Origin of the sequence: Inquilinus limosus, assembly GCF_002195995.1 — a bacterium.
GTDB classification, from domain to species: domain Bacteria; phylum Pseudomonadota; class Alphaproteobacteria; order DSM-16000; family Inquilinaceae; genus Inquilinus; species Inquilinus limosus_C.
Map to the genome: position 1 here is coordinate 25,474 of NZ_NHON01000002.1, position 24,449 is coordinate 49,922.

Genomic DNA, 24,449 nt, shown 5'->3' on the forward strand with positions numbered 1-24,449 from the left:
ATCGTCCCCTTGAGGACGTGGCCGAAATCCAAATGCGGCTGCTCTGAATAAGTCTTGCAAGGGACGCTTAGGTTTGGCGGGCCGGGCAAGATCACCATAAGGCCGCATGTCCGTCGTGGAGAGGTGACGAATGCTGATGTCGCTACCCTTCGAGAGGGCCTGGCCACCCGGCCGGCGATGATCGAAGGAGAGAGCCATGACGGAGCGCCGAATTCGATGACCGGCTTCAAGGGCCTTGCAGGGGACTAGGCCGGCAAGGATCAGCTTCTCCCAGCCAAGTTGGCCTGCGTCCGCTGCGGGTCCAGGCCGTGTGAAAAGCCTCTGGTCTGATAGACTGTGGGAGGGCTGAGCGGGGGGCAGGCGTGAAGCGTTTCGTCGAGGGTGAAGACCGCCGCCAAGTCGCGTTGCTGCCGGACTGCGTGGACGACTACGTCGGCGAGGACAACCCGGTTCGCGCCGTGGATGCCTTCGTCGAGGAGTTGGATCTGGCGGCGCTGGGCTTTGCCGGCGTGGTGCCGGAGGCGACCGGCCGTCCGTCGCACCATCCGGCCACGCCTATCTCTACGGCTACCTGAACCGGATCGCGTCGAGCCGCCGGCTGGAGCGGGAGGCCCAGCGCAACCTGGAACTGATGTGGCTGACCGGCCGGCTGATGCCGGACTTCAAGACCATCGCGGACTTCCGCCGCGACAACGGACCGGCGATCCAGGCGACCTGCCGGCAGTTCGTGCTGCTGTGCCGGAGATTGAGCCTGTTCTCCGAGGCCGTGGTCGCGATCGACGGCAGCAAGTTCAAGGCCGTGAACAACCGCGACAAGAACTACACCCCGGGCAAGCTGCAGAGCCGGATCGAGCAGATCGAGGCCAACATCGCGCGCTACCTGTCGGCGATGGATGCCGCCGACCGGCAGGAGGGCGAGGTGGCGCAGGCGAAGTCGGCGCGGCTGAAGGAGAAGATCGCGGTGCTGCGGACGCAGGTGCAGCAGTTCCGGGCGATGGAGGAAGCGGTTCGGGCCGCTCCCGACCAGCAGGTCTCGTTGACCGACCCGGATGCGCGCTCGATGGCGACCAGCGGCAAGGGCACCGGCATCGTCGGCTACAACGTGCAGGCCGCGGTCGATGCCAAGCACCACCTGATCGTCGCCCATGAGGTCACCAATGTCGGCAGCGACCGCGCCCAGCTCTCGAAGATGGCGCAGCAGGCGCGGGACGCCGGGGGCTTTGAGGCGCTGACCGTCTCGCCGATCGCGGCTACTTCAAGGGCGAGGAGATCCTGGCCTGCGACCAGGCCGGCATGACGCCGCTTGTGCCCAAGCCGCTGACCTCTGGCTCCAAAGCCGAAGGGCGGTTCGGCAAGCAGGACTTCGTCTACCTCCCCGAGGACAACGAATACCGCTGCCCGGCCGGGGAACGGCTGACCTGGCGGTTCGACAGCGTCGAGAGGGGGCAGACCCTGCACTCCTACTGGGCCAGCACCTGCTCCACCTGTCCGATCAAGCCGCAATGCACCACCGGCCAGGAGCGCCGCATCAAACGCTGGGAACATGAGGCCGTCATCGACGCCATGCAGGAGCGGCTGGATCAGACGCCGAATGCCATGCGGATCCGACGGCAGACGGTCGAGCACCCGTTCGGCACCCTCAAGGCCTGGATGGGTGCCACCCACTTCCTGACCCGAGGGCTACAACGCGTCAGCACCGAGATGAGCCTCTTGGTCCTCGCCTACAACCTCAAGCGCGTGATCTCCATCCTCGGCGTCGCGGGCTTGCTAGAAGCGATCCGGGTCTGACGCCCGATCAGTCGAACCATTCCCGACAAACACGCTCGACGAAAACCCACCTGCAATCATCGCACGCGCGTTTCCACACGACCTCGGTCGCGTCCGGTCATGTCCGCTTCGTAGAGCGCGCTGGGCGGCCGGTTTGGAGCGCTATCTGAAATCCGAGATGATCGGGACGGGCCGAATTCCGCGGGTTCGAGCGACGTCCGGTGTTGGAGCGCCAATGCGATGACCGCATATGGCGCACCTCAGTCTGGCCGCGCACTGCCAGGGAAGAGCGGAAAGAGGGCTTCGGTTCCGGTGACCGAAGCCCTCGTGCTCAGACGCTCAAGGTCTCATACCTGTGCCAGGCCGCCATCGACGAAATCCTCTCCGCCGGTCATGAAGTTGCTATCCGAGGAGGCCAGGAACGCGGCCACCGCCCCCGTCTCCGTCGGGTCGCCCGTGCGGCGTCGTGCTCCCGAGCGCATCCAGCGCTTCCTCGCCCACGATCTCCAGCGCCAGCTCTGTCTTGGTCGGCCCCGGGGATAGTACATTGACGCGGATGCCCGTTCCGCGGAGGTCCAGCGCCCAGTTGCGCGCCAGGTTGCGGATCGCCGCCTTGGTCGCGCTATAGACGCTGAATTGCGGTGTCTCCATCGCAGGCGCATTCGCATCGAGCACGGGCATCGGTGTGTCTTTGTAGGGCCGGCAACGGCCCCGAGAGCGCACCGCTCCCAGGGCGCACCGCCTCACAGGGCCGGATGAAGGCCACGCACCGGACTCACATCCTCGAGCAGCGATGCGATGTGCAGGATCGTCGACTCCGCGAGCCAACTGCCCACGAGTTGGACATTGATCGGCAGGCCGTCGCGGCTGGTGCCGAACCGCATCGAAATGCCGGGCAGACCGGTCACGTTCAGCGGCACGGTCGCGCCCTGGAGATAGGTCGCGTCCACCCTGTGGCCCTCGATAATGAACTCGTCGACGCCGTGCTTATGGGCCGGGATCGGCAGCACCTGCGTGATGAGGGCGTCGAAGCTGCGGAAGTACTCGGCGTAGCCGTCGCGCAGGCGCTCGGCCGCCTGTTCAGCCGCAATGTAGTCGTCCATTGATGTTTCCGGCAGCGACAGCATGGTCCTCGCCATCTTGTAGATCTCGTCGTCGTGGCGACCGGCAACAGCCTCGCGGAAGGCGGGCTTCATCTCCATGACGTGGAGCTTGTTGAACACGTCGAGCGCGAAGTCGCGCTCGAGCGCCGGGATGCGCACCTCCTCGACGTGAATGCCGAGCGCCTTCAGTGTCTCGGCCGCTGCCTTGACGGTCGCCGCCACCTCGGGATCGATCGGACCGTAACCCGGACCGGTCATCCAGCCCACACGGAGCTGACGATAAGGCTGGGGGCCGATGCCGGCGTCGAACGGCGCGGTACTGGTCGAGAAGGCATCGAGGCCGTCAGCGCCCGACAGCTGCGAGAAGGCGAGCGCCAGATCGCGGATGCTGCGCGCCATGGGGCCGACATGCCAGAAGCGACGCGGGGCACGCGGCCAGACTCCGGTCATCGGCACGCGCCCATGTGTCGCCTTAAGGGACACGATGCCGGTCTGGGCTGCCGGTCCGCGCACCGAGATGGCGAGGTCGGTACCGAGCCCGAGCGGCGACATGCCGGCGGCGATGGCTGCGGACTCGCCGCCGCTCGACCCGCCCGGCGTGCGTTCCAGATTCCACGGGTTGTTCGAGCGACCCGAGAGCAGATTGTCGCTCTCGACCCAGTACGAGAATTCCGGCAGGTTGGTCTTCGCGAGCAGGATTGCACCGGCCTTCTTCAGTCGGGCGACGCTGGTCGCGTCGGCGCCGGGCGTCCGGCCTTTGAAGATAGGCGAGCCGCGCTGCGTCATCACACCGGCGGTGTCGATTGAGTCCTTGACGGTGAACGGAACGCCATGGAGCGGACCGAGCTCCTCACCGGCCAGCACCGCTGCTTCGGCGGCCTTGGCGGCCTCGATCGCGCCGTCCGCGACGGTCACGATGGCGTTGACCCTAGGGTCGACCGCCGAGATCCGGTCGAGATGCGCCTGCAATACTTCAACCGGCGAGACGTGGCGGGTGCGGATCAGCTCGGCGAGTCGGGTCGCGTCGGAATAGAAGAGGTCGGTCATGTCGTGATCCTTACTGGTGCGCAAGGGAGGCTGTGCGCCGCGGCTTCGGCGCGCTTCGCGTCCTCCAGCGTGTCGTCCGCCAGGGGAACGACCGCATTCAGCGGGGAGTTACGATAGCGATGCGATCGAGATGGGGGCCGCACCACCTCCAGCGGCGAGAGAGCGCGCCTCCGGATCGGCTCACCCAGTCGGGTCGTGTCGGAGAAGAGGCTGTCAGCTTTCATATTGCAGGCTACCTAACGTTCGTTAGAATTGCGAATTAGGTTTTCTTTTTTGCGCTGTCAAGCTCTAACTAACGGCCGATAGGTGGCGGTGCCGAGCAGGATTACCAGGACAATGACGAGCACGAATTCGAAGGATGCGATTCTCGCCGAGGCGACCAGCATCGCCCAGGCGCATGGCTATAACGGCATGAACTACCGCGAGCTGGCGGAGCGGGTCGGCATCAAGGCCGCGAGCATCTACCACCACTTCCCGAGCAAGGCGGAGTTGGGCGCCGCGGTGGCCAAGCGCTACTGGGAGACCACCGTGACCGAGCTAGACGCCCTTGCATCGGCGGCAGGAGATCCGACTTCGGCCCTAAGAGAATACCCCAGGATCTTCCGACGGTCGCTTGAGCACGACAATCGGCTGTGCCTCTGCAGTTTCATGTCGGCCGAGTTCGACGACCTGCCGGCCCCAGTGAAGGCCGAAGTCCAGACGTTCGCCGACGTAAATGCGGATTGGCTGGCGAAGATGCTGGCGGCGGCGGATGGTTCGTCGGTGGAGGATAAAGCAGGCAAGGCCCGAGCGATTTTCTCGGCCGTTGCTGGCGCGCAACTATTCGCCCGGAGCCGGGCCGACATATCGGCGTTTGACGATCTCATCGAGAGCTATCGCGCGTCCGGCTTGCTACCGACGTGAGAGCACGACACCGCTGGCCTTCTGCAAGCACCGCTCAGCGGTTCAGCGCCTAGCTCTCCGCGATCCGGTGACGGAATGTCCCTGCATCTGAGATGCGCGATATTCCTCAGAATCCATCGCCGGATGGTTCCCGGTCTCAGCGCTTGGGCGCCTCGGGTGGCTGCTCCAGGAGCACACCGGGCGCAGCGTTCAACGCCTTAGCCAGCTTACCGATCATCGCGACCGTCGCGCTGTACTGTGCGCTTTCCAGTTGGCAGAGATACCGCGGTCCACTCCGGCCCGGAACGCCAGATCGGTCTGCGTCATCCGTCTCTCCCGGCGGAAGCGCCGGAGATTCAATGCGACGAGTCCCCGAATGTCGCTCACGGCGTCCCTATCGCGTGCTGCCGTCGTCAGCGCTCAAAACTCCCGAAGCCTCATGGCAATGCGGAGACCCTCCAGCTGGCGCTCCGCCACCGCCAGTGGGATGGTGTGGAACCCGGGATCGCATCCGGGCATGTCCGCTTCGTAGAGCCGGCACGGGCGGCCGCTTTCGGGCCTCCTTTGAGGTCGCTGCTGACCGAGAAGGCTGGATTCAATCGGTCCTAGCGATGTCCGGTGTTGCGGCGACTCAGCTATGGCCGGAACTGGCGCCCTTCGGCCCGGCTGGGCTGGTCGGGAAGTCAGAAATCTGGCGCTGGGCTAAGTTTGCCATGTTCGCGCGGGTTCGATATCCGACGGTGCCAGAGCGAACAGCTCCCGCAGCACTGAGCGTCGGCTGAGCAGGTCGGCGACGGTGTATTTGTCGAGCACGCCCAGGAAGGCGCGGGTCGCTTCGGCCAGGATGCCTGGGAGCCCGCAGGCGGGTGCGATCAGGCAGCCCCGGCAGTCAACGAGTTCAAAACCCGCTTCGGTGTGCCTGACGAGTTCGCCCAGATTGATCTTGTCGGCTGGTCGCGCCAACCGGACTCCACCATGGCGGCCGCGCACTGTCTCCACATAGCCGGCGTTCCCGAGGTCCTGCACCACCTTCATCAGGTTGGCGTGCGATATGTCGTAGACGCGCGCGATTTCGGCGATCGAGGTCAACTCGCCGTCGTGGGTGCCGAGGCGGATCATCACCCGCATCGCATAGTCGGTATAGCGTGTCAGCTTCATGGCGCTCGGTCCTGGCGCGGCGCATCCAAATTTATCATTCATCTTTGTTGCATGTTTTTCGCCGCGTCGATACATTCATATCAGATGAATGGTTGAGGTGACGCATGGATCCCGCGCATGCCTTGGACGAAGCCGCCCTCCCGGCGTTGCTTGCACGGTTCTACGAGAGGGTCCGGCGCGATGACGATCTCGGTCCGCTGTTCAACGACGTCGTCCACGACTGGGACGTCCACCTGGAGCGGATCTCGGACTTCTGGTCGTCGGTGATACTGGCCAGCGGGCGGTACAAGGGAAACCCAGTCGTCATCCATCTGATGCACGCGCACCGCATCACGTCGGAGATGTTCGAGCGTTGGCTGATGCTCTGGGAGGAAACCACCTCCGAAATGCTTCCTGACGCGGTCGCCGCAGCGATGCAAGCCAAGGCGCGCCGGATCGCCGACACCCTGAAGGTCGCCCTGCGAATGCGCGGAGCGCCGCTCACCAATCCAGTCCGGGAGCCATCCCCGTCGGTCGCTCTCCCCGGATAAGTCCTCCCAAGTTCGAAAGGAACATCGAGAATGATGAAGCCGCTCAACGCGGAAACGATCGCGCTCGTCAAAGCGACGGTGCCGGCCCTCGCCGCGCACGGTCCGGTCATCACCAAGACGATGTACCGGCGATTGTTCGTGCGTGAGGACGTCAGGGCGCTGTTCAATCAGGCGAACCAGGGCGACGGCGGCGCTCAGGTCCACGCACTGGCGGCAGCAATCCTCGCTTATGCGCAGAACATCGAGAACCTCGGCGCGCTCACGCCGGTGGTCGAGCGGATCGCCCACAAGCATGTCGGCTATCACATCCTGCCCGAGCACTACCCCTTCGTCGCCGAAGCTCTGCTCGGTGCCATCGCCGAGGTCCTCGGCGAGGCCGCGACGCCTGAGATCATCAAGGCCTGGGGCGAGGCCTACTGGTTCCTGGCGGAGATCCTGAAAGGGCGGGAGGCGGTGATCCGCGAAGAGATCCTGCAGATCGAAGGCGGCTGGAACGGCTGGCGCGAGTTCGTCGTCGCCGACAAGGTCCGCGAAAGCAGCGTCATCACCTCCTTCATTCTACGCCCTGTCGACGGGAAGCCGGTGCTGCGGCACAGGCCTGGCCAGTACCTCACCTTCCGCTTCGGCCCGGCCGGAGAACCGGTGATGAAGCGCAACTATTCGATCTCGTGCGCGCCGAACGGGGATCACTACCGGATCTCGGTCAAGCGGGAGGCCAATGGCAACGGCGGCTCGCGCTTCCTTCATGACCATGTCGACATCGGAGACGTGCTCGAGGTGACGCCGCCGGCGGGTGAATTCTTCCTGCCCGATGCCCCGCAGCGGCCGGTGGTGCTGCTGTCCGGCGGCGTCGGCCTCACGCCGATGGTCAGCATGATCGAGACGATCGCTGTGGATCATCCCGGGCTCGACGCGCACTACGTCCACGGAACGATGAGCAGCGCCACACATGCGATGGATGCTCACGTCAGGTCGCTGGCGCAGCAGCACGGACGGATCACGATCGCGAACTTCTACAGTGACCCTCAGGAGGGCGATGCGCCGGGCGAAACGCACGACGTTACGGGTTTCATCACGACAGATTGGCTGCGTGCCAACACGCCGCTTCACGCCGCGGACATCTTCCTCTGCGGCCCGAGGCCTTTCCTGCGGAACCTGGTGGGCGAACTGGCCGGGGCAGGGGTGTCGCCGGATCGTATACATTTCGAGCTCTTTGGGCCGACGGACGAACTGCTCGCGGCCTGACCGATCGGGCGGTCCCCAGCGGGGACCGCGCCTCACATGGCCGTCTCTGTGGCCCCTGTGCCTTCTACAACACCGCACTCTGCCTGATAGTCTCCGCGGAGCTTTATCATTCGGAATTGGGGGACGAGCGGAGGTCCGGTTTCAAGACCAGTTGGGCCAAGGCGGATGTCCGCTTCGGGGAGGCCACGAAGCCTCTCGAACTTACACAAAGGGGCTCGCGGCTGGCAGTCCGGCATAGGTCCGGTTTCGGGGGGCGGACCAAATGGTGGGTTATGGTGCGGGTCGGTCGGGGTAGGCGAACTACCCCGACCGTCGAGATCGATAAAGTTCGCATGGCGCGTTTCACAGCGCCGTCACAGGTCGAGTTGCTCGGAGATGCTCAGGGCGTCGTCAACCTCGATGCCGAGATAACGGACGGTGCTTTCGAGCTTTCTGTGATCGAGCAGGAGTTGAACCGCTCTTAGATTGCCGGTCTTGCGGGAGATCTGGGCCGCCTTGGTGCGTCGCATCGAATGTGTCCCGTAGGATGGGCTGTCAAGGCCAGCCTCAGCCACCCAGCCGTGGAAAGGCGAGCGTACTGGCGTGTCGAGAGATGGGCCTGGCTCCGGACGCGGCTGGGAAACAGGAAGCCGATCGGCCCCAATTTCGGGGCGCCCGTTGCGGTGTCGAACAGACAGCGCAGTGCAACGTCACACCAGCATCGGCAAGGACACGTCACCGACTTCTCGAACGGGGACGAGATGGACTGTCGGCGATCGACGCCGACGGCAATGCCAACAACGGTGACACCGCCTTCACCTTCGGAACACGCGCCTTCGCCGGCCATACGAGAGAGCTTCGGGTGGCGACCTCCGGCTCGATCCAGGTGGTCTATGTCGACGCCGGTGGTGGCGAGGCGCCCGACTTCGCCCTCAACGTTAGCTCCGACAATGTGCTGACGGCCGGCGACCTCGCGCTGTAGCCGTGGCGGCCCTGGCGCCATCCGCGTCCGGGCAAACATGCGAAAGGCCCGCTCGGCCCTCACTTCGGTTGCCCTCCGGACATTGCGACCGGCGTTGCAGCCTTGTTCGATCTTCCTATCCGGTTATGCGAGGCTTGTGATAAATCCTGCTTATTGATCCCTGCCCGGGCCAACCGGGCGCATTCGAAGCCCGGCCGCTCCCAACAGACACCGGCGGCGCCGACCAGCGAAGCGGGAGGACGATCGTGACCCAGATCCTCAACGGCACCGCCGGCAACGAGATTCTGACCGGGACCGATCCGGGCAACCCGGCCAACCCGGACGGCATCGACATCATCAATGGCCTCGCCGGCAACGACACGCTTCGCGGCCTCGGCGGGAACGATATCATCGAGGGCGGCGCCGGCGCCGACGCCATGGATGGCGGCGCCGGCATCGACACGCTCACCTACGCCAACGCCACCTCGGGTGTCTTGGTGGCCCTGAACGGCGGCGCCGCAGGGGGCGAGGCCCAGGGCGACACCATGAGCGGCTTCGAGAACCTGATCGGCAGCGCCTTCGACGACGCGGTCACCGGCGACAGCGGCCACAACGTGATCAGCGGCGGCGGCGGCAAGGACAACATCGAGATCAGCGGCGGCGGCGACACGCTGGACGGCGGCGCCGGCAGCTTGGACTCCATCGACGGCCGCTCATGGACCTCGGGCCTCACCCCCTGGGGCGCCGCCGCAGCGTCCGCCTATGGCGCGATTGAGCCAGGCAGCGCTGGCAGCGAAGGGTCGAAAGATGCCTGAGACGGTGCCACCCGCCGATCTCGCAACAGCGGTCAACCGAGAAGTCTTCGTTCGGGGCTGGCTTCACTCGACCGAGAGGACGATCTTGCCTTGGATATGACCCTTCGCGGCCCGTTCATGAGACTGACGCGCTTCGGAGAGGAGGAAGGTGCTGTCGATGACGACCCGGATGGTTCCATCATCCAGCAAGCGCCCGATATCCTCCAGCTGCGCGCCGTTCGAGCGGACCTGAGTCGTCGAAGCTGTGACTCCCAGCATCTCAGCCTCCTCCGCACCCGAGAAGCCCAGGGGGAAGATCGGAAACAGGGCACCGCCGCGCTTCAAGCTTCGCAGAAAACGACTGGAGTTTGGGCCGCCGACCGCGTCGACGACGAGGTCAGCGTCGCGGACCACGTCCTCGGGAGCGCTCCTGGTATAGTCGATGAATTCGTCGGCACCTAACTCGCGCATAAGTTTCTCATGCGTGCCCGAGGCCACGGCGACGACGTGTGCACCCCTCCATTTCGCCAGTTGCACCGCGAGGTGCCCTACGCCGCCAGCCGCCCCATTCACGAGGATGGTCTTGCCCTCGAGCGGCACTGGCACATGGAGGCTCGGCTGTAGCGGGTTCGGTTCGTCGTGCCCCAGCTCAATCATGAACTGCCATGCGGTCAGCAACGACATCGGGGCTCCGGCGGCGTGCACGTGATCGATGCCCGCGGGCTTGCGTGCAAGATCTGACGCCGGCACGCTGACGTACTCGGCATAGCCCCTGCTGTCTCCCGCAAGCCCGCTGGGGAAGCGCACCATGGAATAGACTTCGTCGCCGACTGTGAACTGGTCGACGTCCGCGGCCACGGCTTCGACCACGCCCGAGATGTCTGTTCCAGGTATAGCAGGGAACGACACCGGCGGTTGCCACTCCGAAGGCAGCATTTTGTAGCCCTCTCGCAGATACCAGTCGGGCGGATTAAGGCCGACCGCGTGAACACGGACGAGAACCTCACCGGCCGCTGGGTCGGGCCTCGGCGCGTCCTCGTACCGCAGCACCTCAGGACCGCCGAATACATGAAATCGGACTGCCTTCATCATATTGCCCACTAAAACCTCCGGGGAACGCATCGTCGTCTGTGCGTCAATGTATTCAGTCGTTTGGACGTTGATAATCAGGCAGAAATTCGCTTCTATAATGCCATGAAGGAACAAGTGGCATTCGAGAGGCTGACCGGCTTGATCGCCTTCGCGCGCGCCGGATCGATGGGGAGCTATAGCGCTGCTGCCCGCTCGTTATCGATCTCGCCTTCGGCTGTCAGCAAGAGCGTGCAGCGGCTTGAGCAGCGACTGGGCATATTGCTCTTCACCCGCACGACGCGTTCGCTGACGCTCACGCCAGAGGGCCGTGAGCTGCATGACCGTGCGCTCAAACTGCTGCGCGATGTGGAAGAGATCGAACAGGCGGCGCTGACGGCGCGCGCTGAGCCGTCGGGCACCTTGCGGATTGCGGCGTCGTTGCCAATCGGGATGCATGTGATCGCGCCCGCGCTGCCGAATTTTCGCAAGCTCTACCCGAAGGTGACGATCGATCTACGGCTGAGCGACCAAATCATCGACATCGTCGAGCAAGGAATCGATATCGCGGTGCGGATCGGCGACCTGGCGGACTCGCGGCTTTTGTTGCGCCGGCTCGCACCACATCGCCTCTGTGCGTTCGCATCGCCAGCCTATCTGGCCGCGCGGGGTATCCCGATGCACCCCGATGAACTAGAGGGGCACGACACGGTCAACCTCCGCTACCAGAGCACGGGCCAGGTATTTCGCTGGCCTTTTCGGATCGGCGAGCGAGTGGTCGAGATCGTGCCGCCGTCCGGCGTGATCGTGGACGCGAGCGATGCGGTAGTCGCGACGCTCGCGGCCGGCGGCGGCATTGGTATCAGCGCGGGCTTCATCGCATCCCCCTATGTGGCGCGCGGGGAGCTGGTGCCGGTACTGTCCGAGTTCGCCGTTGAGCGGCACAACATCACTGCGCTCTGGCCGGAAAGCCGCCGCACCAACCCCGCCGTCCGCGCATTTCTGGCTCGTTTACAGGAGATCTTCCAAGAGCGGATGAGCGCTGCGGATGGATCGTAGGTCTGATCGCGCGCACCCCTACCGGGCGCTCGGCTGGCTAGCGAATAGTCGCAGGTCAAGGCCGTGTCGGGCATTTCTCACTGGTAGTTCGTCACGTCATGAGTAGGATCGGGCATCGGCTCCCGCCCGAGTGATCCTGCTCGCGCTCCTGGCCCTGCTCTGGTGGTGCCAACCGCTCCACGCGCCTCGCCGACAAGCCAGTCAACGAAGCCGCCGACCAAGCTTCCGGCATCGGCGTGCCGTGGCGTGACCGCGACATAACCGGTTCGGGAGACCCGGATGTCCGGCAGCGGCGTCATCAGTCTTCCATTCGCAACATCGACCTCCAGCATCGGCAGCGGACCGATGCCAATACCGAGCCCGTCTTCCACCGCTTGGCGCGCCACGTGGAAGTGATCGAAAATCTGGCGAGGGAGTCCTGCGAGATGTTGGAGTCCTGCTGCTTCGAGCCAGTCCGTCCAATCGCCACCGCGCGTCTCGGCCGCAAAGAGCGTGTGTCCCTCGATGTCGGCCGGCTTCAGAATCGGGCGCTCCGCGAACAGGGCCGGGCTCATGATCAGCGTGTCGATATCCTCCAGCACCGGGACGACGCGATGCTGAGGCCATGCATCCTCCCGGGCAGCACCGCGGCGGATCGCGACGTCGACGCCGCCGCGTAAGTCGTCGAGCACGCATGAGACTGTCGTCACCGCGACTTCGACATGCGGATGATCCGCGTGATAACGGTTGAGCCGTGGGATCAGCCAGCGCATCGCGAAGCTAGTCGGTGCGCTCACCCGCAGGATGCGGCGAGCGCCGGGCCGGCCGCAAGCCTCTGCCGCGAGCGCCAAGCGATCGAACGAAAGACCGACCTCAGCGGCGAAGATTTTCGCCATCGGCGTCGCGACCATCCGGCGGCCTTCTCTCGTGAAGAGCCGCTGCCCTAGCCAGCCTTCGAGCGCCGAGATCTGTCGGCTGACCGCGCCATGGGTGAGGCCGAGCTCGGCTCCGGCGTCGGCATAGCTGCCCGTCCGGGCAGCGACCTCGAAGATACGCAAGGCGTTCAAGGGAGGGAGACGGCGCATATGAACCCGTGAGAAAAACAAACGATACTCGTGACCATTGAGAGGCTAGTCGATAAAAACTCACGCGTATAGCTTTCGGTGGTTAACGAGGCCAACCGGACGATGCAGACCGCGCATTCTGAAGACCCGTCGAAGGTGATTGAGAGAAGCGCACGAACGCTGCAAAAGCGCAGTCTGGTTGGGGCAAGTCTCGCCCACGCGCTCCATGACGGCTACACCGACGCTCTTTATGCCTTCCTGCCCATATGGCAGGCGCAGTTCGGTCTTGGCTACGCGGCGCTGGCAGTCGTTCGCGCCCTCTATTACGGCACGATGGGAGGCTTCCAGATCCTGGCGGACCGTGCCCTTCGCGCTGTGTCGCCGCGCGCGGCGCTGGTCCTATCGACCATCCTCGCCGCATCGGGCTTGGCGATCATGGCACTGCCATTCGGCTTCGCCGGTCTTTGCGTCGGCCTCGTTGTCGCCGGCATCGGCTCGAGCATCCAGCACCCACGCGGCCCGATGCTCGTCACAGACAGCTATGGAAGGGCTGCGCGCGGACCGCTTGGCATCTACAATTTCGCGCGCGACCTGGGAAAGGCCGCGTTGCCGGCGCTCGTCGCGGCGCCGCTGCCGATTTTCGCCTGGCGACCGCTTCTCGGCATGATCGGCGCGCTGGATACCGCAACCCGCATGGGCTACCTGCTGTTTCTGCCCTTCCTCATCCATGGACAGGGCGGTGGCTCGCCAATGGTTGGAATAGCACTCGCCCTGCTGTTCGTCGGTGGCGCACTCGGGAAGGCGACGTGCGGTTGGCTCGGCGAGCGTCTGGGTGTCGTTAGCAGCGTCATGGTGACCGAGGCCGCGACAGCCCTGCTGATTGTAGCGACGCTGTTCACGCTACTGATGCCAACGTTCATCCTGTTGCTGGTGCTCGGCATCATGCTCAATGGGACCTCTTCGGTGCTCTACGGCACCGTGCCGGAGCTGTCAGATGGCGATACCGGCCGGGTCTTCGCAACCTTCTATACGAGCGTGATCGGATCAGGTGGGATCGCGCCGATCCTCTATGGTCTGATCGCCGATCACAGCACTCGAACGATCGGCATGCTGGCCTCGGCGGCGACCGCCGCCCTAATCATTCCGCTCGTGCCGACGCCGCGTCCCCATCTGCGCGTCTCAACCGCGGGCTCGTGACCTTCACCTGGACCGGCAAAGGCCGCCACGTGCAACCCGCATTCAGTCGGTCCCTGCCTGATCGAAATCTCACGACCACGTGAAAGGTTCGCCCGATGGATACCGTCTCTCAAACTCCGCTGATTCTAATAACGGGTGGAAGTCGTGGCGTAGGCGCAGCAACCGCTCGGCTTGCAGCGGCTCAAGGCTATGATGTCGCAATCAGCTTTGCCTCTAATGAGTCTGCGGCCCGTGCGGTGGCAGACGTTGTGAAAGCGACCGGGCGCCGGGCTCTGGCCGTGCGTGCCGACAGCGCCGATCCAAAACAGGTCGCTCAACTCTTCGCCGAGATCGATCGGGAGTTTGGCCGGATTGATGTACTGGTGAACAACGCCGCGATCATCGCAAAGCAATCCCGGATAGAGGATCTCGAGTTCGAGCGGATGCAGCGCATTTTCGCGATCAACGCGATCGGTCCCATCCTTTGTGCACAGCAGGCGGTCAAGCGGATGTCGCATCGTCACAACGGGCGGGGCGGTGTCCTGATCAATATTTCGTCGGCATCGGCCCGGCTCGGCAGTCCGAATGAATATGTAGACTACGCCGCGTCGAAGGGTGCTCTCGAAACATTTACGACCGGATTGGCGAAAGAGGTTGCGCGGGACGGAATACGAGTTTGCTGCATTCGCCCCGGGCACATCTACACCGAAATGCATGCCAGTGGCGGAGAGCCGGGACGGGTGGACCGCGTCAAAGATTCGATCCCGATGGGAAGGGGTGGTCACCCTGAAGAGGTTGCAAGGGCGGTCCTGTGGCTGGCAAGCGCCGAGGCGTCCTTCATCACCGGCACGTTCCTGGATGTCACCGGCGGAAAGTGAGCACGGGTCGGACCGCCGCCGCTCCTGCGTGGCATGTTCAACTTAGCAGCGAACCATCATTCGAGAAAGCGATCACGATATCTCATGATTGTTGCCTTGCGGTCATTCTTTGCGGCAAGCCGACCATCGATCGTCCCGGGATGGCAGCCGCGCACCATGAGCGCGGTCTGCACGGGCATGCGGCGGTTCGCTCAATGTCCGCTGTCGGGGCGCTGAGTCGATGACCGCATATGGCGCAGCACAGGCGGCCCCGGAGATGGGATCCCAATTACCGGCGGTTCGTCCCTTGTGCGGCTGACCTGACGATATACAGTGCATTTGAAGCGTTTTAGCTGCGCAGCGCCCGGCTGGCACGAATGGACCGACAGGGGGGAGAGATGATCCTGAGAATTTCACGGCGATTCGCTATGGGAGTGGTCGCGGCCATTGCGGCGTCGTCGCTGCTGGGAGCTCCGGCCAGAGCCGCTGAGTTCATCAACATCCTCACCGGCGGGACCTCGGGCGTCTACTACCCCCTCGGCGTCGCCCTGTCGAAGATCTTCACCGAGAAGATCCCGGACAGCCGGCCCTCGGTGCAGGCGACCAAGGCCTCGGTGGAGAACCTGAACCTGCTACAGCAGGGCAAGGGAGAGATCGCCTTCACCCTCGGCGACAGCTTGGCCGACGCCTGGAACGGCAAGGAGGAGGCGGGGTTCAAGGGCAAGCTCGACAAGCTGCGCGGCATCGGCGCGATCTATCCGAACTACATCCAGATCGTCGCGTCGAGCGAGTCCGGCATCAAGACGCTGGCCGACCTCAAGGGCAAGCGCTTGTCGGTCGGGGCGCCGAAATCCGGCACCGAGCTGAACGCCCGCACCATCCTGGCCGGCGCCGGCATCAGCTATGACGATCTGAGCAAGGTGGAGTACCTGCCCTTCGCCGAATCGGTCGAGCTGATGAAGAACCGGCAGCTCGACGCGACGCTGCAATCGGCCGGCCTCGGCGTCGCCTCGTTGCGCGATCTCGCGTCCTCCGTCTCCGTCGTGGTGGTGGAGATTCCGCAGGCCACGGTCGAGAAGGTCGGGCTGCCCTATGTTCCGGCCAGCATCCCGGCCGGAACCTATACCGGCCAGGACGCCGCGGTGCCCACCGCCGCCGTCGTCAACTACCTGGTGACGCAGTCGGAGGTCAGCGACGACCTCGCCTATGCCATGACCAAGGCGGTGTACGAGAGTATCGACACCCTGGCTGCGGCGCACAGCGCGGCCAAGGCGATCAAGCTCGAAACGGCGCTGTCCGGCCTGCCGGTGCCGCTGCACCCGGGCGCGGCGCGTTATTTCAAGGAGAAGGGGCTCAACCCCCCGCAGTGATCGGCGATCCGATCGCTTTGAATGGGGGAAGCGGGCGCAGGCCCGCTTCCCGCTTTGAGGGCGGCGGCGAGGGGCGGAGACCCCGGGGCCGGCCGGAGGCAAGAGAGGGACGCAACGATGGCGCAGGCGCAACAGATCGGCGAAACCGTCGTGCCGGCGGTGAATGCCGAGCACGGCCTGCCCGAGAATTTCGGGGCCGGGACCGCCGGGCGACTCCTGTTCTGGATCGCGGTGGCGTTCTCGGCGTTCCAGATCGTCACCGCCTTCGGGCTGCCGCTCGACCGGCCGATCGTCCCCGGGGTCGACCTGCTGCGGATCATCGGCGCGGCCTTCGTGCTGTGGGCGGTGAAGATCGCCGCCGACGGGCTGCGCGGACGGCCGGTGGCAGAGGCTCTGTTCGCCTTCCTCTGCCTGCTCGGCACCTATCTACTGGTGGCGCGCTTCAGCGGCGGGGTGCCGAGCCAGATCGTCCGCGGCCTGCATGTCGGCTTCCTGTGCCTGGTCGCCGGCGGCATGCTGGCCAACCACCGGGCCGGCGGCGCGATCGGGCGGCTGTTCGGCTGGGGCCTGGGCGTCTGCGGCTTCCTGGTCGGGCTGTACCAGTGGGTCTTCTACTTCGACCTGGTCAACCGCGCCGGTGAGCTGACCGAGCTCGACTTCGTCGTCGGCATCGCCGCGCTGGTGGTGCTGTTCGTCCTGGTCTGGCGGGCGATGGGGCCGGCCCTGCCGATCGTGGCCGGCCTGTTCCTGGCCTATTGCCTGCTGGGCCAGTACTTGCCGGCGCCGTTCGACCACCGCGGCTACACCGCGGACCAGGTGATCGAGCACATGTCGTTCGGCACCGAGGGGATTTACACCACCCCGACCGCGGTGTCGGCGACCTACATCTTCCTGTTCATCCTGTTCGGCTCGTTCCTGGAGCGGGCCGGGATGATCAAGCTGTTCACCGATATCGCGATGGGAGCCTTCGGTGGCGCCCAGGGCGGTCCGGCCAAGGTGGCGGTCTTCTCCTCCGCCCTGATGGGCACGATCTCGGGGTCCGGCGTCGCCAATGTGGTCTCGACCGGGCAGTTCACCATCCCGCTGATGAAGCGCTTCGGCTACCGCCCGGCCTTCGCCGGCGGCGTCGAGGCGACGGCGTCGATGGGCGGGCAGATCATGCCGCCGGTGATGGGCGCGGTCGCCTTCATCATGGCCGAGACCATCGGCGTGCCTTATGCCGACATCGTCCAGGCCGCGATCATCCCGGCGATCCTCTATTTCGCCTCTGCCTTCTGGGCGGTGCATCTCGAGGCCGGCAAGCGCGGCCTGGTCGGCATGCCGCGCAGCGAGCTTCCGAGCGCCCGGGCCGCGCTCCGTGAGAGGTGGTTCCTGATCCTGCCGCTGGCGGCGCTGGTCTATCTGCTGTTCGCCGGCTACACGCCGCTCTATTCCGGCTCGGTCGGCCTCGCCCTCACCGTCGTCCTGATCCTGGGCGGTGCGGTCGCCGCCGGCCTCACCCAGCAGGCCGTCCGGCTGGTGTTCTGGGTGGGCTTGGGCCTGCTGGCCGCCAGCTTCCTGGTCGCCGGGGTGATGGTGGTGGTCGGGCTGGTCGTGGCGCTGGTGATCGCCAGCCTGTTCGTCCGCGGCGGCAAGGAGACGTTGGAGGCCTGCCGCGACGCGCTGGGGGACGGCGCAAGGCAGGCGCTGCCGGTCGGCCTGGCCTGCGCCACCGTCGGCATCGTCATCGGCACCATGACCCTGACCGGCGTCGGCACCATCTTCGGCAACTGGGTGGTCTCGATCGGCAAGGACTCCCTGGCGCTGTCTCTGGTCCTGACCATGCTGGTCAGCCTGTTCCTCGGCATGGGCATCCCGACGATCCCGAACTACATCATCACCTCGTCCCTTGCCGCGCCCGCGCTGCTCGAACTCGGCGTGCCGCTGATCGTCAGCCACATGTTTGTGTTCTACTTCGGTATCATGGCGGACCTGACGCCGCCGGTGGCACTCGCGGCCTTCGCCGCCGCGCCGATCGCCAAGGAGAGCGGCTTCAAGATCGGCTTCGAGGCGGTGCGTATCGCCATCCCGGGCTTCGTCATCCCCTACATGGCGGTGTACGACCCGGCGCTGATGCTGCAGCCTGCGCCCGGCCTCGAGGGCTCGGGATACTGGCTGGTGGTCGCCTATATGGTGGTCAAGGCGACGTTCGCGATCGGGCTCTGGGGCATGGCCTCGGTCGGCTACCTCCGCATCCGGATGGCGGTGTGGGAGCGGCTGGTGGGCGCTGCGTCCGCCCTGTTCCTGTTCGCGGCGGCGCCGATGACTGACCAGATCGGCTTCGCGCTGGGGGCCGTCGTGATCGGCAGCCAGATCTGGCGCGCCCGCCGCCCGGTTCCGGCGCGCTCGGCGTGAGCCTGTGCCTGGCGGCGCTGGGGCTGGTGGTCCAGCTCGGCACCGACCGCCTGACCCTGGCCTGGACCCATTCGGTCGAGAAGATCGTGTGGGAGGAGGATTGGCGCGACACCCCGGCCGGACTGGTGATTGACGAGGCCCGGGTGCGCGGTTCGGGCGCCGGCATGGACCCGCCGCCAGAGGCGCGGTTCGACGGCCGCGACTGGCGCTGGAAGCCCGTGCTGCCGCCATTGACCGGTGTCGATTTGCGCCGCTCAGGGGCGACCGCGGACTGGCGGATCTGCATTGCCGGCCACTGCCGGCCGATGGGGGATTACCTTCCGGCAGACGCCGACCCGGTCCGCCTCGCGAGCTGCCAGACTGTGGAATAGCGCTATCTGAAATCCGAGATGATCGGGACGGGCCGAATTCCGCGGGTTCGAGCGACGTCCGGTGTTGGAGCGCCAATGCGGTGACCGCATATGGCGCATCCAGGCCCGACGCGTAGGGCGGCTCTGGGAATGGCTATCCTGCAGCACGGACGACGCGTGTGCCGGCTCTTCAGCCCGAGACGGGCTCCTGCCGCCTCAGTCGGGTGCTATAGCTGAAGCGATCGGCAGGATGGACGCTGATGGTGACCTCGATTAGCGTGCCGGGGCTGAGGACATATTGCCGGCGGATCTTCAGTGCATGGCTTCCGGCCGGCGCCTGCAGCGGTTTCGCCAAGGAGTCCGGAACGCCGGCGGCTCTGATGTCCTGGCGGATCTCGACAATGCGTCGCCCGGTCGTCTCCTCGATCAGGTCGCCGAAGATCCCCCGGTAGCCCTCGATCCGCCCCCTGATGTCGCCGGCCACCGACGCGGCGATGTACACGTCGGTCCAACAGATCGGGAGGGTGTTCGGCCGGTCCGGCAGGCGTCGGAGGCTCGAGATCCTGAGCCACCGGCTGCCGGGCTTGCAGCCGAGCGTCCTGGCAAGCGCTTCGTCCGCCACCACGTCCTCGATCGATTGGACGTCGCGCACGGTCTCGAAGCCGAACTGCTGAATCGCCTCGATCGATGAGAGTGCCTGGGTGAAGCCACTGCCATTGGCCTGCGGGCTCGTGGCCTCGACGCGCGTGCCGGCGCTCTTCTTGCGGCTGACCAGACCCGACGCCTGCAGCTCCCGCATCGCAGCGCGGATCGTCGAGCGGCTCACGCCGAATTCCGCGGCGAGCTCCAGCTCGTTCGGCAGCACCGATCCCAAGGGGTAGCGACCCGTTCCGATCGCCTCGCTGAGTGTCCTGGCGACAAACGCGTATCTGGTTTCCAAGCCGTGTCCCTCGCGCTCCGTCCCATCAGAACCGCGTTCCAGGCCGGCTCGTCAAGCGCACTTGACGAGCGGTATGTACGATACATAAATTATGTACGAACATAGTATGGGTGGGAGGACGGCATGGCGAGCACCGTTTTCGATTCCGCACTGTTCCGCGACATGTTCGGCACGGCCGAGATGCGGGCCGTTTTCACCGATGAGGCGCTGGTCGGACGGTATCTGGAGGCCGAGGCGGCGCTGGCGCGCGCCCAGGCCCGCTCCGGCGTGGTGCCCGCGGAAGCGGCAGGGGCGATTGACGCGGCGTCGCGGTCCATTGTGGTCGACTACGAGACGCTCCGCCGTGAAACCGAGATCGTCGGCTACCCGATCCTGCCCCTGGTTCATCAGCTTGCCGAAGCCGCAGGGGAGGCCGGCCGCTACGTCCACTGGGGCGCGACCACCCAGGACATCATGGACACGGCCAACGTGCTGCAGATCCGGGCCGCGCTGCAGATCGTCGACCGGGACCTGAGAGAGCTCCGCGCGGTCCTTGCCGGAATGGCAAAGCAGTATCGCGATACGCCGATGGCCGGCCGGACCCATCTGCAGCAGGCGCTTCCCGTCACCTTCGGCTACAAGGCCGCCGTGTGGCTGTCCTCGATCGACCGCCATATCGAGCGCCTCGAGCAGGCTCTCCCTCGCGTGCTGGTCGGCGAGTTCTCGGGGGCGGCCGGAACGCTTGCCTCCATCGGCGCGGGCGGCCTGGAGATGCAGGGGCTGTTCTGCGAGGAGCTGGGCCTCGGCCGGCCGTCGATCACCTGGCACGTCGCCCGCGACGGCATCGCCGAGGCGGTGACGCTGCTCGGCCTCGTCACCGGCACGCTCGGCAAGATCGCGACCGATGTCATGATGATGTCGGCGACCGAGTTCGGCGAGGTCTCCGAGCCCTTCGTGCCGGGCCGCGGCGCGTCATCGACGATGCCGCAGAAGCGCAACCCGATCTCCAGCGAACTGATGCTCGCCGCCGCCAAGGCGGTCCGCCAGCACGTCGCGACCATGCTCGACGGCATGATCCATGACTTCGAGCGCGCGACCGGCCCCTGGCATCTCGAATGGGTGTCGCTGCCGGAGAGCTTCCTGCTCACGGCCGCCGCGCTCGCCAACGCGAAGTTCATGCTCGCCGGGCTGGTGGTCCATGAGGACCGGATGCGCGCCAATCTGGGCCTGACCCATGGCCTGATCGTCGCCGAGGCGGTGATGATGGCGGCCGCCCCAAGGCTGGGGCGGCAGCATGCCCATGACGTCGTCTACGAGGCCTGCCGCAAGGCGATCGAAGTGGGCGGCGATCTCGCGGAGATCCTGGCCGGCGTGCCCGAAGTCGTCGAAGCGCTGGGCGGTGTCGAGGCCGTCCGCCGCCATTGCGACCCGAGCAACTATCTCGGCCTGTGCGGCGAGATGGTCGACCGCGTGCTCGACGGCCCGTCGGCGCCCGCCCGGCGAAACGCCGCCTGACCTTTCATCCCGTCCGCAGGACCGGCCTGCCAAGGCGCCGCAAGAGCGCCGTTGCCCGTCACAATGCCCCGCTGGGGAGGATCCCATGGCCATGACCACGACAGAAAGCAGCGCACCCGCCGCCGCGAGAGACACGTCGACCAGGACGTCGATCTGGAGGAATCTCGGTTTCCAGGTCGCCGTCAGCATGGTGCTCGGCATTGCCGTCGGGCTGATCTGGCCGGAGGTCGGCGCGTCGCTCAAGATCCTCGGCGACATCTTCCTGCGCCTGATCAAGACGGCCGTGGCGCCACTCGTCTTCCTCACCGTGGTCGTCGGCATCGTCGCCGCCGGCGATGTGAAGCGGGTCGGCAAGGTCGGCCTGATCGCGATCATCTATTTCGAGATCGTGTCGACGGTTGCGCTCGCGCTCGGCCTGGGGTTCGGGAACCTGCTGGGCATCGGCCGGAACCTCGGCAGTCTTTCCGCTTCCGAGATCGCCGCCAAGGGCGCCGCGGCGGCCGTGCAGACGGCCGAGAGCTCACACACCACCTTCGCCCAGTTCCTGGCCAATATCTTTCCGGATAATTTCATCGGCGCCTTTGCCCGTGGCGAGCTGCTGCAGGTTCTCGTCATCTCGCTGATCTTCGGCTTCGGGCTGATGATGCTGAAGCCCGAGAAGCGCGCCCCGATCGAGAGCGGCCTCAACACCATCTCGACGGCGTTCTTCGAGTTCATCCACGTGATCATGAAGCTCGCGCCGCTCGGCACCTTCGGCGCGGTCGCCTATGCCGTCGGCGCGAACGGCACCGCCGTCCTGCTCTCGCTCGCCTATCTCGTCGGCGCCTTCTTCGTCCTCGTCATCCTGTTCATCGTGATGGTGCTCGGTACCGTCTGCACGCTGTTCAGGATCAACCTGTTCCACCTGCTGCACTACATCCGGGACGAGATCTTCATCCTCCTCGGCACGGCGTCGTCCGAGAGCGTCCTGCCGCGGCTGCTGGAAAAGCTGCCCGCCTATGGTGCCTCCAAGCAAACAGTCGGGCTGGTCCTGCCAACAGGCTATGCCTTCAATCTCGACGGCACGTCGCTCTTCATGTCGCTCTGCGTCGTGTTCCTCGCCAACGCCTACAACGTTCCGCTGAGCTGGGAGCAGGAGCTTGGCATCCTCGGCATTATGCTCCTGACGTCTAAGGGCGCCGCAACCGTCTCCGGTGGAACCTTCGTGGTGTTCGCCGCAACGGTGACGGCGACCGGCATCCTGCCGATCGAGGGGCTGGCGCTGATCTTCGGTGTCTATCGTTTCATGTCGATCGCGGTCGCCACCTGCAACGTGATCGGCAACACCGTGGCCGCAGTGGTCGTCGCCAAGATCACCGGTGAGTTCGACCCGTCGCGCCGACCTGTCCCAGGCCAGGAGGCCTGAGCGCCCCCTTGGGGGGCGCGTTCCGAGGATCGGTCCATAGCCGAAGGCCAACCGCATTGTCGTCAAGTCGTCGCGCGCGGGAGGTGCCGTGAACGTCCGATCGAGACAGCTGAGGCCTTCCGACCGATGTCCGCTATCGAGGAGTCGATTCTATGTCCTGAAATGGCGCTGTCGAGCCGCTCCGAGCCGCCAGGGAATGGGTGCTTGCAGCCATTCCCTGGCACCGCGGCGAGTGGCCGCTGTTGGCGGAAGAGCGGACATACTTTCGCTTTCGATGGGATCAGAGCTTGTAGCCGCCGCTCGCTTCGATCACCTGGCCGGTCACCCAACGGGCTTCATCCGAGGACAGGAACGCCACGACCGCAGCGATGTCCGAGGTTTCGCCGAAGCGTCCCAGCGCAGTATCGGCTTCGATCGCCTTCACCATGTCGGCATTGTCGCGGACGGCTGCGTTCATGTCCGTGCGAACCCAACCCGGCGCCACGGCGTTCACCGTGATCCGGCGCGGGCCGAGCGCGATCGCGAGCGAATGGGTCAGGTTGTTGATGCTCGCTTTGGCCATGGAATAGATCGGCACGACCGCCATCGGTCGCGTCGAGGCGCCCGACGAGATGTTGACGATGCGGCCGCCATCCGAAAGGCGGCTCAGCGCCGACTGAACCAGGAAGAAGGGTGCGCGCGCGTGAACCGCGAACATCGTGTTCCACGCGTCCGGCGTGGAGTCCGCAAGACCGCCCCATCCCGAATTGCCGGCATTGTTGACAAGAATGTCGAGCGCCTTGCTGCCCCTCCTTTCGGCAAGCTCGCGGTCGAGTTCGTCGAACAACGCCGGAATAGCCTCGGCATCGACCAGATCCGCGTGAAGCGCGAAGGCGCTGCCACCAGCCTTCTCGATGGCGGCGACCACGTCCTCAGCCCCCGTTTTGCTCGCGTTGTAGGTGATCGCGACGGTCGCGCCCTCGGCCGCGAGCCGCTCGGCGATCGCCCGGCCGATGCCTCGCGATGCTCCAGTCACGAGAGAGGTTTTCCCTGTGAGGGATTGCGGCATCAGATTCTCCTTCCCTGAGCGAAATGCGCTTCAGTGATCTTGCGGATGGGCTTGCGCGGGCGTTCAGGTGATCCGTGCGCGCATGATCGGGCCGGGGCTTGCCTCGGCCACCGCGAGAGCCAGGCGGACGAGATCGGCGTCACCGCCATATTCGTGGTCCGCGATGTGATGCAGGAGCACACCGACCTGTTCGAGCTGCCGGGCACCGCTGAGCCGTCCGGCATTGACGGGCTTGAAACCGGCGTCGGCGATCAGACCGCGCGTCACTTGCCCGGCCGCCACGTCGTCGGTCACGTAGAAGATGCCCGGCTGCACCGGCGATGCCGACCACGCCGCCGCCTCGAGCGCCGGAGCGGCCAGCAGATTGAACGCCTTGACGATCCGGGCCTTCGGCAGCCGCCGCTGGAGGTCTTCCGCGGTGGAGCTCTCGCGCATGAACTCCAGATCGTGGAAGTGTTGGAAGTCGGCGGTAACGCCGAGCGGGTTCATGGTCTCGATCACGATCTTGCCATCGAGCGCGTCGCCGACTTCGGCCACGATCGCTTCGACCCGCGGCCAATAAACGGAGAATAGAACGGTCTCGCCGAACTCGGCTGCTTCGCGGGTCGTGCCGAGCCGGGCCCTGTCACCCAGCTCCTCAAGCAACGGTGCGATCTTGCGGTCCTCACCGTCCTTCGCAACGACGAGATCATGGCCTGCTTCCGCCCACGCTCTCGCCAGGCGACTGCCGATATTGCCTGCGTTTAAGATTCCGATCTTCATTCGATATCCTGTTTACC

General features: G+C 65.5%; 20 protein-coding genes and 2 pseudogenes. 13 read left to right on the forward strand and 9 right to left on the reverse strand.

Features of this window, described 5'->3' with window-relative positions; all coding sequences use genetic code 11:
- The first annotated feature begins 362 nt into the window (after positions 1-362).
- A pseudogene (locus tag BWR60_RS01655) lies at positions 363-1,788 on the forward strand (IS1182 family transposase).
- 326 nt (positions 1,789-2,114) lie between these two features.
- Here BWR60_RS01655 and BWR60_RS01660 read toward each other — a convergent pair.
- Positions 2,115-2,448, reverse strand: a pseudogene (locus BWR60_RS01660) (SDR family oxidoreductase).
- 62 nt (positions 2,449-2,510) lie between these two features.
- Entirely contained in the window at positions 2,511-3,917 is a 1,407-nt protein-coding gene (locus BWR60_RS01665) for an amidase (protein ID WP_088149271.1), read from the reverse strand.
- 336 nt (positions 3,918-4,253) lie between these two features.
- Between BWR60_RS01665 and BWR60_RS01670 the strand changes: the two genes are divergently transcribed.
- Positions 4,254-4,820, forward strand: coding sequence for a TetR/AcrR family transcriptional regulator (locus tag BWR60_RS01670; protein WP_088149272.1), 567 nt, complete (start codon positions 4,254-4,256; stop codon positions 4,818-4,820).
- 681 nt (positions 4,821-5,501) lie between these two features.
- Here BWR60_RS01670 and BWR60_RS01675 read toward each other — a convergent pair.
- Positions 5,502-5,957, reverse strand: coding sequence for an Rrf2 family transcriptional regulator (locus BWR60_RS01675; RefSeq protein WP_088149273.1), 456 nt, complete (start codon positions 5,955-5,957; stop codon positions 5,502-5,504).
- A gap of 104 nt (positions 5,958-6,061) precedes the next feature.
- Between BWR60_RS01675 and BWR60_RS01680 the strand changes: the two genes are divergently transcribed.
- Together BWR60_RS01680 and hmpA are read left to right on the forward strand one after the other, a co-directional pair.
- A complete protein-coding gene (locus tag BWR60_RS01680; protein WP_088149274.1) occupies positions 6,062-6,487 on the forward strand; it encodes a group III truncated hemoglobin in 426 nt (141 codons plus the stop codon).
- 30 nt (positions 6,488-6,517) lie between these two features.
- Positions 6,518-7,732: an NO-inducible flavohemoprotein gene (gene hmpA / locus BWR60_RS01685; protein WP_088149275.1), complete on the forward strand. Its 1,215-nt coding sequence runs from the start codon at positions 6,518-6,520 to the stop codon at positions 7,730-7,732.
- 353 nt (positions 7,733-8,085) lie between these two features.
- Here hmpA and BWR60_RS38885 read toward each other — a convergent pair whose 3' ends face one another.
- Complete coding sequence (locus BWR60_RS38885) at positions 8,086-8,409, reverse strand: tyrosine-type recombinase/integrase (RefSeq protein WP_429912998.1); 324 nt, start codon at positions 8,407-8,409, stop codon at positions 8,086-8,088.
- A gap of 529 nt (positions 8,410-8,938) precedes the next feature.
- Between BWR60_RS38885 and BWR60_RS01695 the strand changes: the two genes are divergently transcribed.
- A complete protein-coding gene (locus BWR60_RS01695; protein ID WP_088149276.1) occupies positions 8,939-9,487 on the forward strand; it encodes a calcium-binding protein in 549 nt (182 codons plus the stop codon).
- A 63-nt stretch (positions 9,488-9,550) separates the two neighbouring features.
- Here BWR60_RS01695 and BWR60_RS01700 read toward each other — a convergent pair whose 3' ends face one another.
- Positions 9,551-10,558, reverse strand: a complete 1,008-nt coding sequence (locus BWR60_RS01700; RefSeq protein ID WP_218823285.1) for an NADP-dependent oxidoreductase — start codon at positions 10,556-10,558, stop codon at positions 9,551-9,553.
- A gap of 138 nt (positions 10,559-10,696) precedes the next feature.
- On the opposite strand from BWR60_RS01700, the gene BWR60_RS01705 reads away from it, so the two are divergent.
- On the forward strand, positions 10,697-11,593 hold the full coding sequence (locus tag BWR60_RS01705; protein WP_230982918.1) for a LysR family transcriptional regulator: 897 nt from the start codon (positions 10,697-10,699) through the stop codon (positions 11,591-11,593).
- Between the two features lie 77 nt (positions 11,594-11,670).
- Here the strand turns inward: BWR60_RS01705 and BWR60_RS01710 are convergent, their stop codons facing one another.
- Positions 11,671-12,630: a LysR substrate-binding domain-containing protein gene (locus tag BWR60_RS01710; protein WP_230982919.1), complete on the reverse strand. Its 960-nt coding sequence runs from the start codon at positions 12,628-12,630 to the stop codon at positions 11,671-11,673.
- Between the two features lie 129 nt (positions 12,631-12,759).
- Between BWR60_RS01710 and BWR60_RS01715 the strand changes: the two genes are divergently transcribed.
- The 5 genes from BWR60_RS01715 to BWR60_RS01735 all read left to right on the forward strand — a co-directional run bounded on the left by BWR60_RS01715 (position 12,760) and on the right by BWR60_RS01735 (position 18,804).
- Positions 12,760-13,833, forward strand: a complete 1,074-nt coding sequence (locus tag BWR60_RS01715; RefSeq protein WP_218823286.1) for an MFS transporter — start codon at positions 12,760-12,762, stop codon at positions 13,831-13,833.
- A 95-nt stretch (positions 13,834-13,928) separates the two neighbouring features.
- Entirely contained in the window at positions 13,929-14,690 is a 762-nt protein-coding gene (locus BWR60_RS01720; RefSeq protein WP_088149279.1) for a glucose 1-dehydrogenase, read from the forward strand.
- 407 nt (positions 14,691-15,097) lie between these two features.
- Complete coding sequence (locus BWR60_RS01725) at positions 15,098-16,039, forward strand: TAXI family TRAP transporter solute-binding subunit (protein ID WP_088149280.1); 942 nt, start codon at positions 15,098-15,100, stop codon at positions 16,037-16,039.
- Positions 16,040-16,156: 117 nt separating this feature from the next.
- Entirely contained in the window at positions 16,157-18,433 is a 2,277-nt protein-coding gene (locus tag BWR60_RS01730) for a TRAP transporter permease (RefSeq protein ID WP_088149281.1), read from the forward strand.
- The gene (locus BWR60_RS01735) at positions 18,430-18,804 is read left to right on the forward strand and encodes a DUF1850 domain-containing protein (protein ID WP_088149282.1); all 375 of its coding nucleotides are present in this window, start codon (positions 18,430-18,432) and stop codon (positions 18,802-18,804) included. Before BWR60_RS01730 ends, BWR60_RS01735 begins: the two co-directional genes overlap by 4 nt.
- A gap of 169 nt (positions 18,805-18,973) precedes the next feature.
- On the opposite strand, the gene BWR60_RS01740 is transcribed toward BWR60_RS01735, so the two are convergent.
- Positions 18,974-19,723, reverse strand: coding sequence for a GntR family transcriptional regulator (locus BWR60_RS01740; RefSeq protein ID WP_088149283.1), 750 nt, complete (start codon positions 19,721-19,723; stop codon positions 18,974-18,976).
- Between the two features lie 123 nt (positions 19,724-19,846).
- Here BWR60_RS01740 and BWR60_RS01745 point away from each other — a divergent pair, with 123 nt between their 5' ends.
- Complete coding sequence (locus tag BWR60_RS01745; protein ID WP_088149284.1) at positions 19,847-21,217, forward strand: class-II fumarase/aspartase family protein; 1,371 nt, start codon at positions 19,847-19,849, stop codon at positions 21,215-21,217.
- Between the two features lie 85 nt (positions 21,218-21,302).
- Positions 21,303-22,622, forward strand: coding sequence for a cation:dicarboxylate symporter family transporter (locus tag BWR60_RS01750; RefSeq protein ID WP_230982920.1), 1,320 nt, complete (start codon positions 21,303-21,305; stop codon positions 22,620-22,622).
- 280 nt (positions 22,623-22,902) lie between these two features.
- On the opposite strand, the gene BWR60_RS01755 is transcribed toward BWR60_RS01750, so the two are convergent.
- On the reverse strand, positions 22,903-23,670 hold the full coding sequence (locus tag BWR60_RS01755; RefSeq protein ID WP_088149285.1) for an SDR family NAD(P)-dependent oxidoreductase: 768 nt from the start codon (positions 23,668-23,670) through the stop codon (positions 22,903-22,905).
- A 63-nt stretch (positions 23,671-23,733) separates the two neighbouring features.
- Positions 23,734-24,432, reverse strand: a complete 699-nt coding sequence (locus BWR60_RS01760) for an NADPH-dependent F420 reductase (RefSeq protein WP_088149286.1) — start codon at positions 24,430-24,432, stop codon at positions 23,734-23,736.
- Between the last annotated feature and the right edge of the window lie 17 nt (positions 24,433-24,449).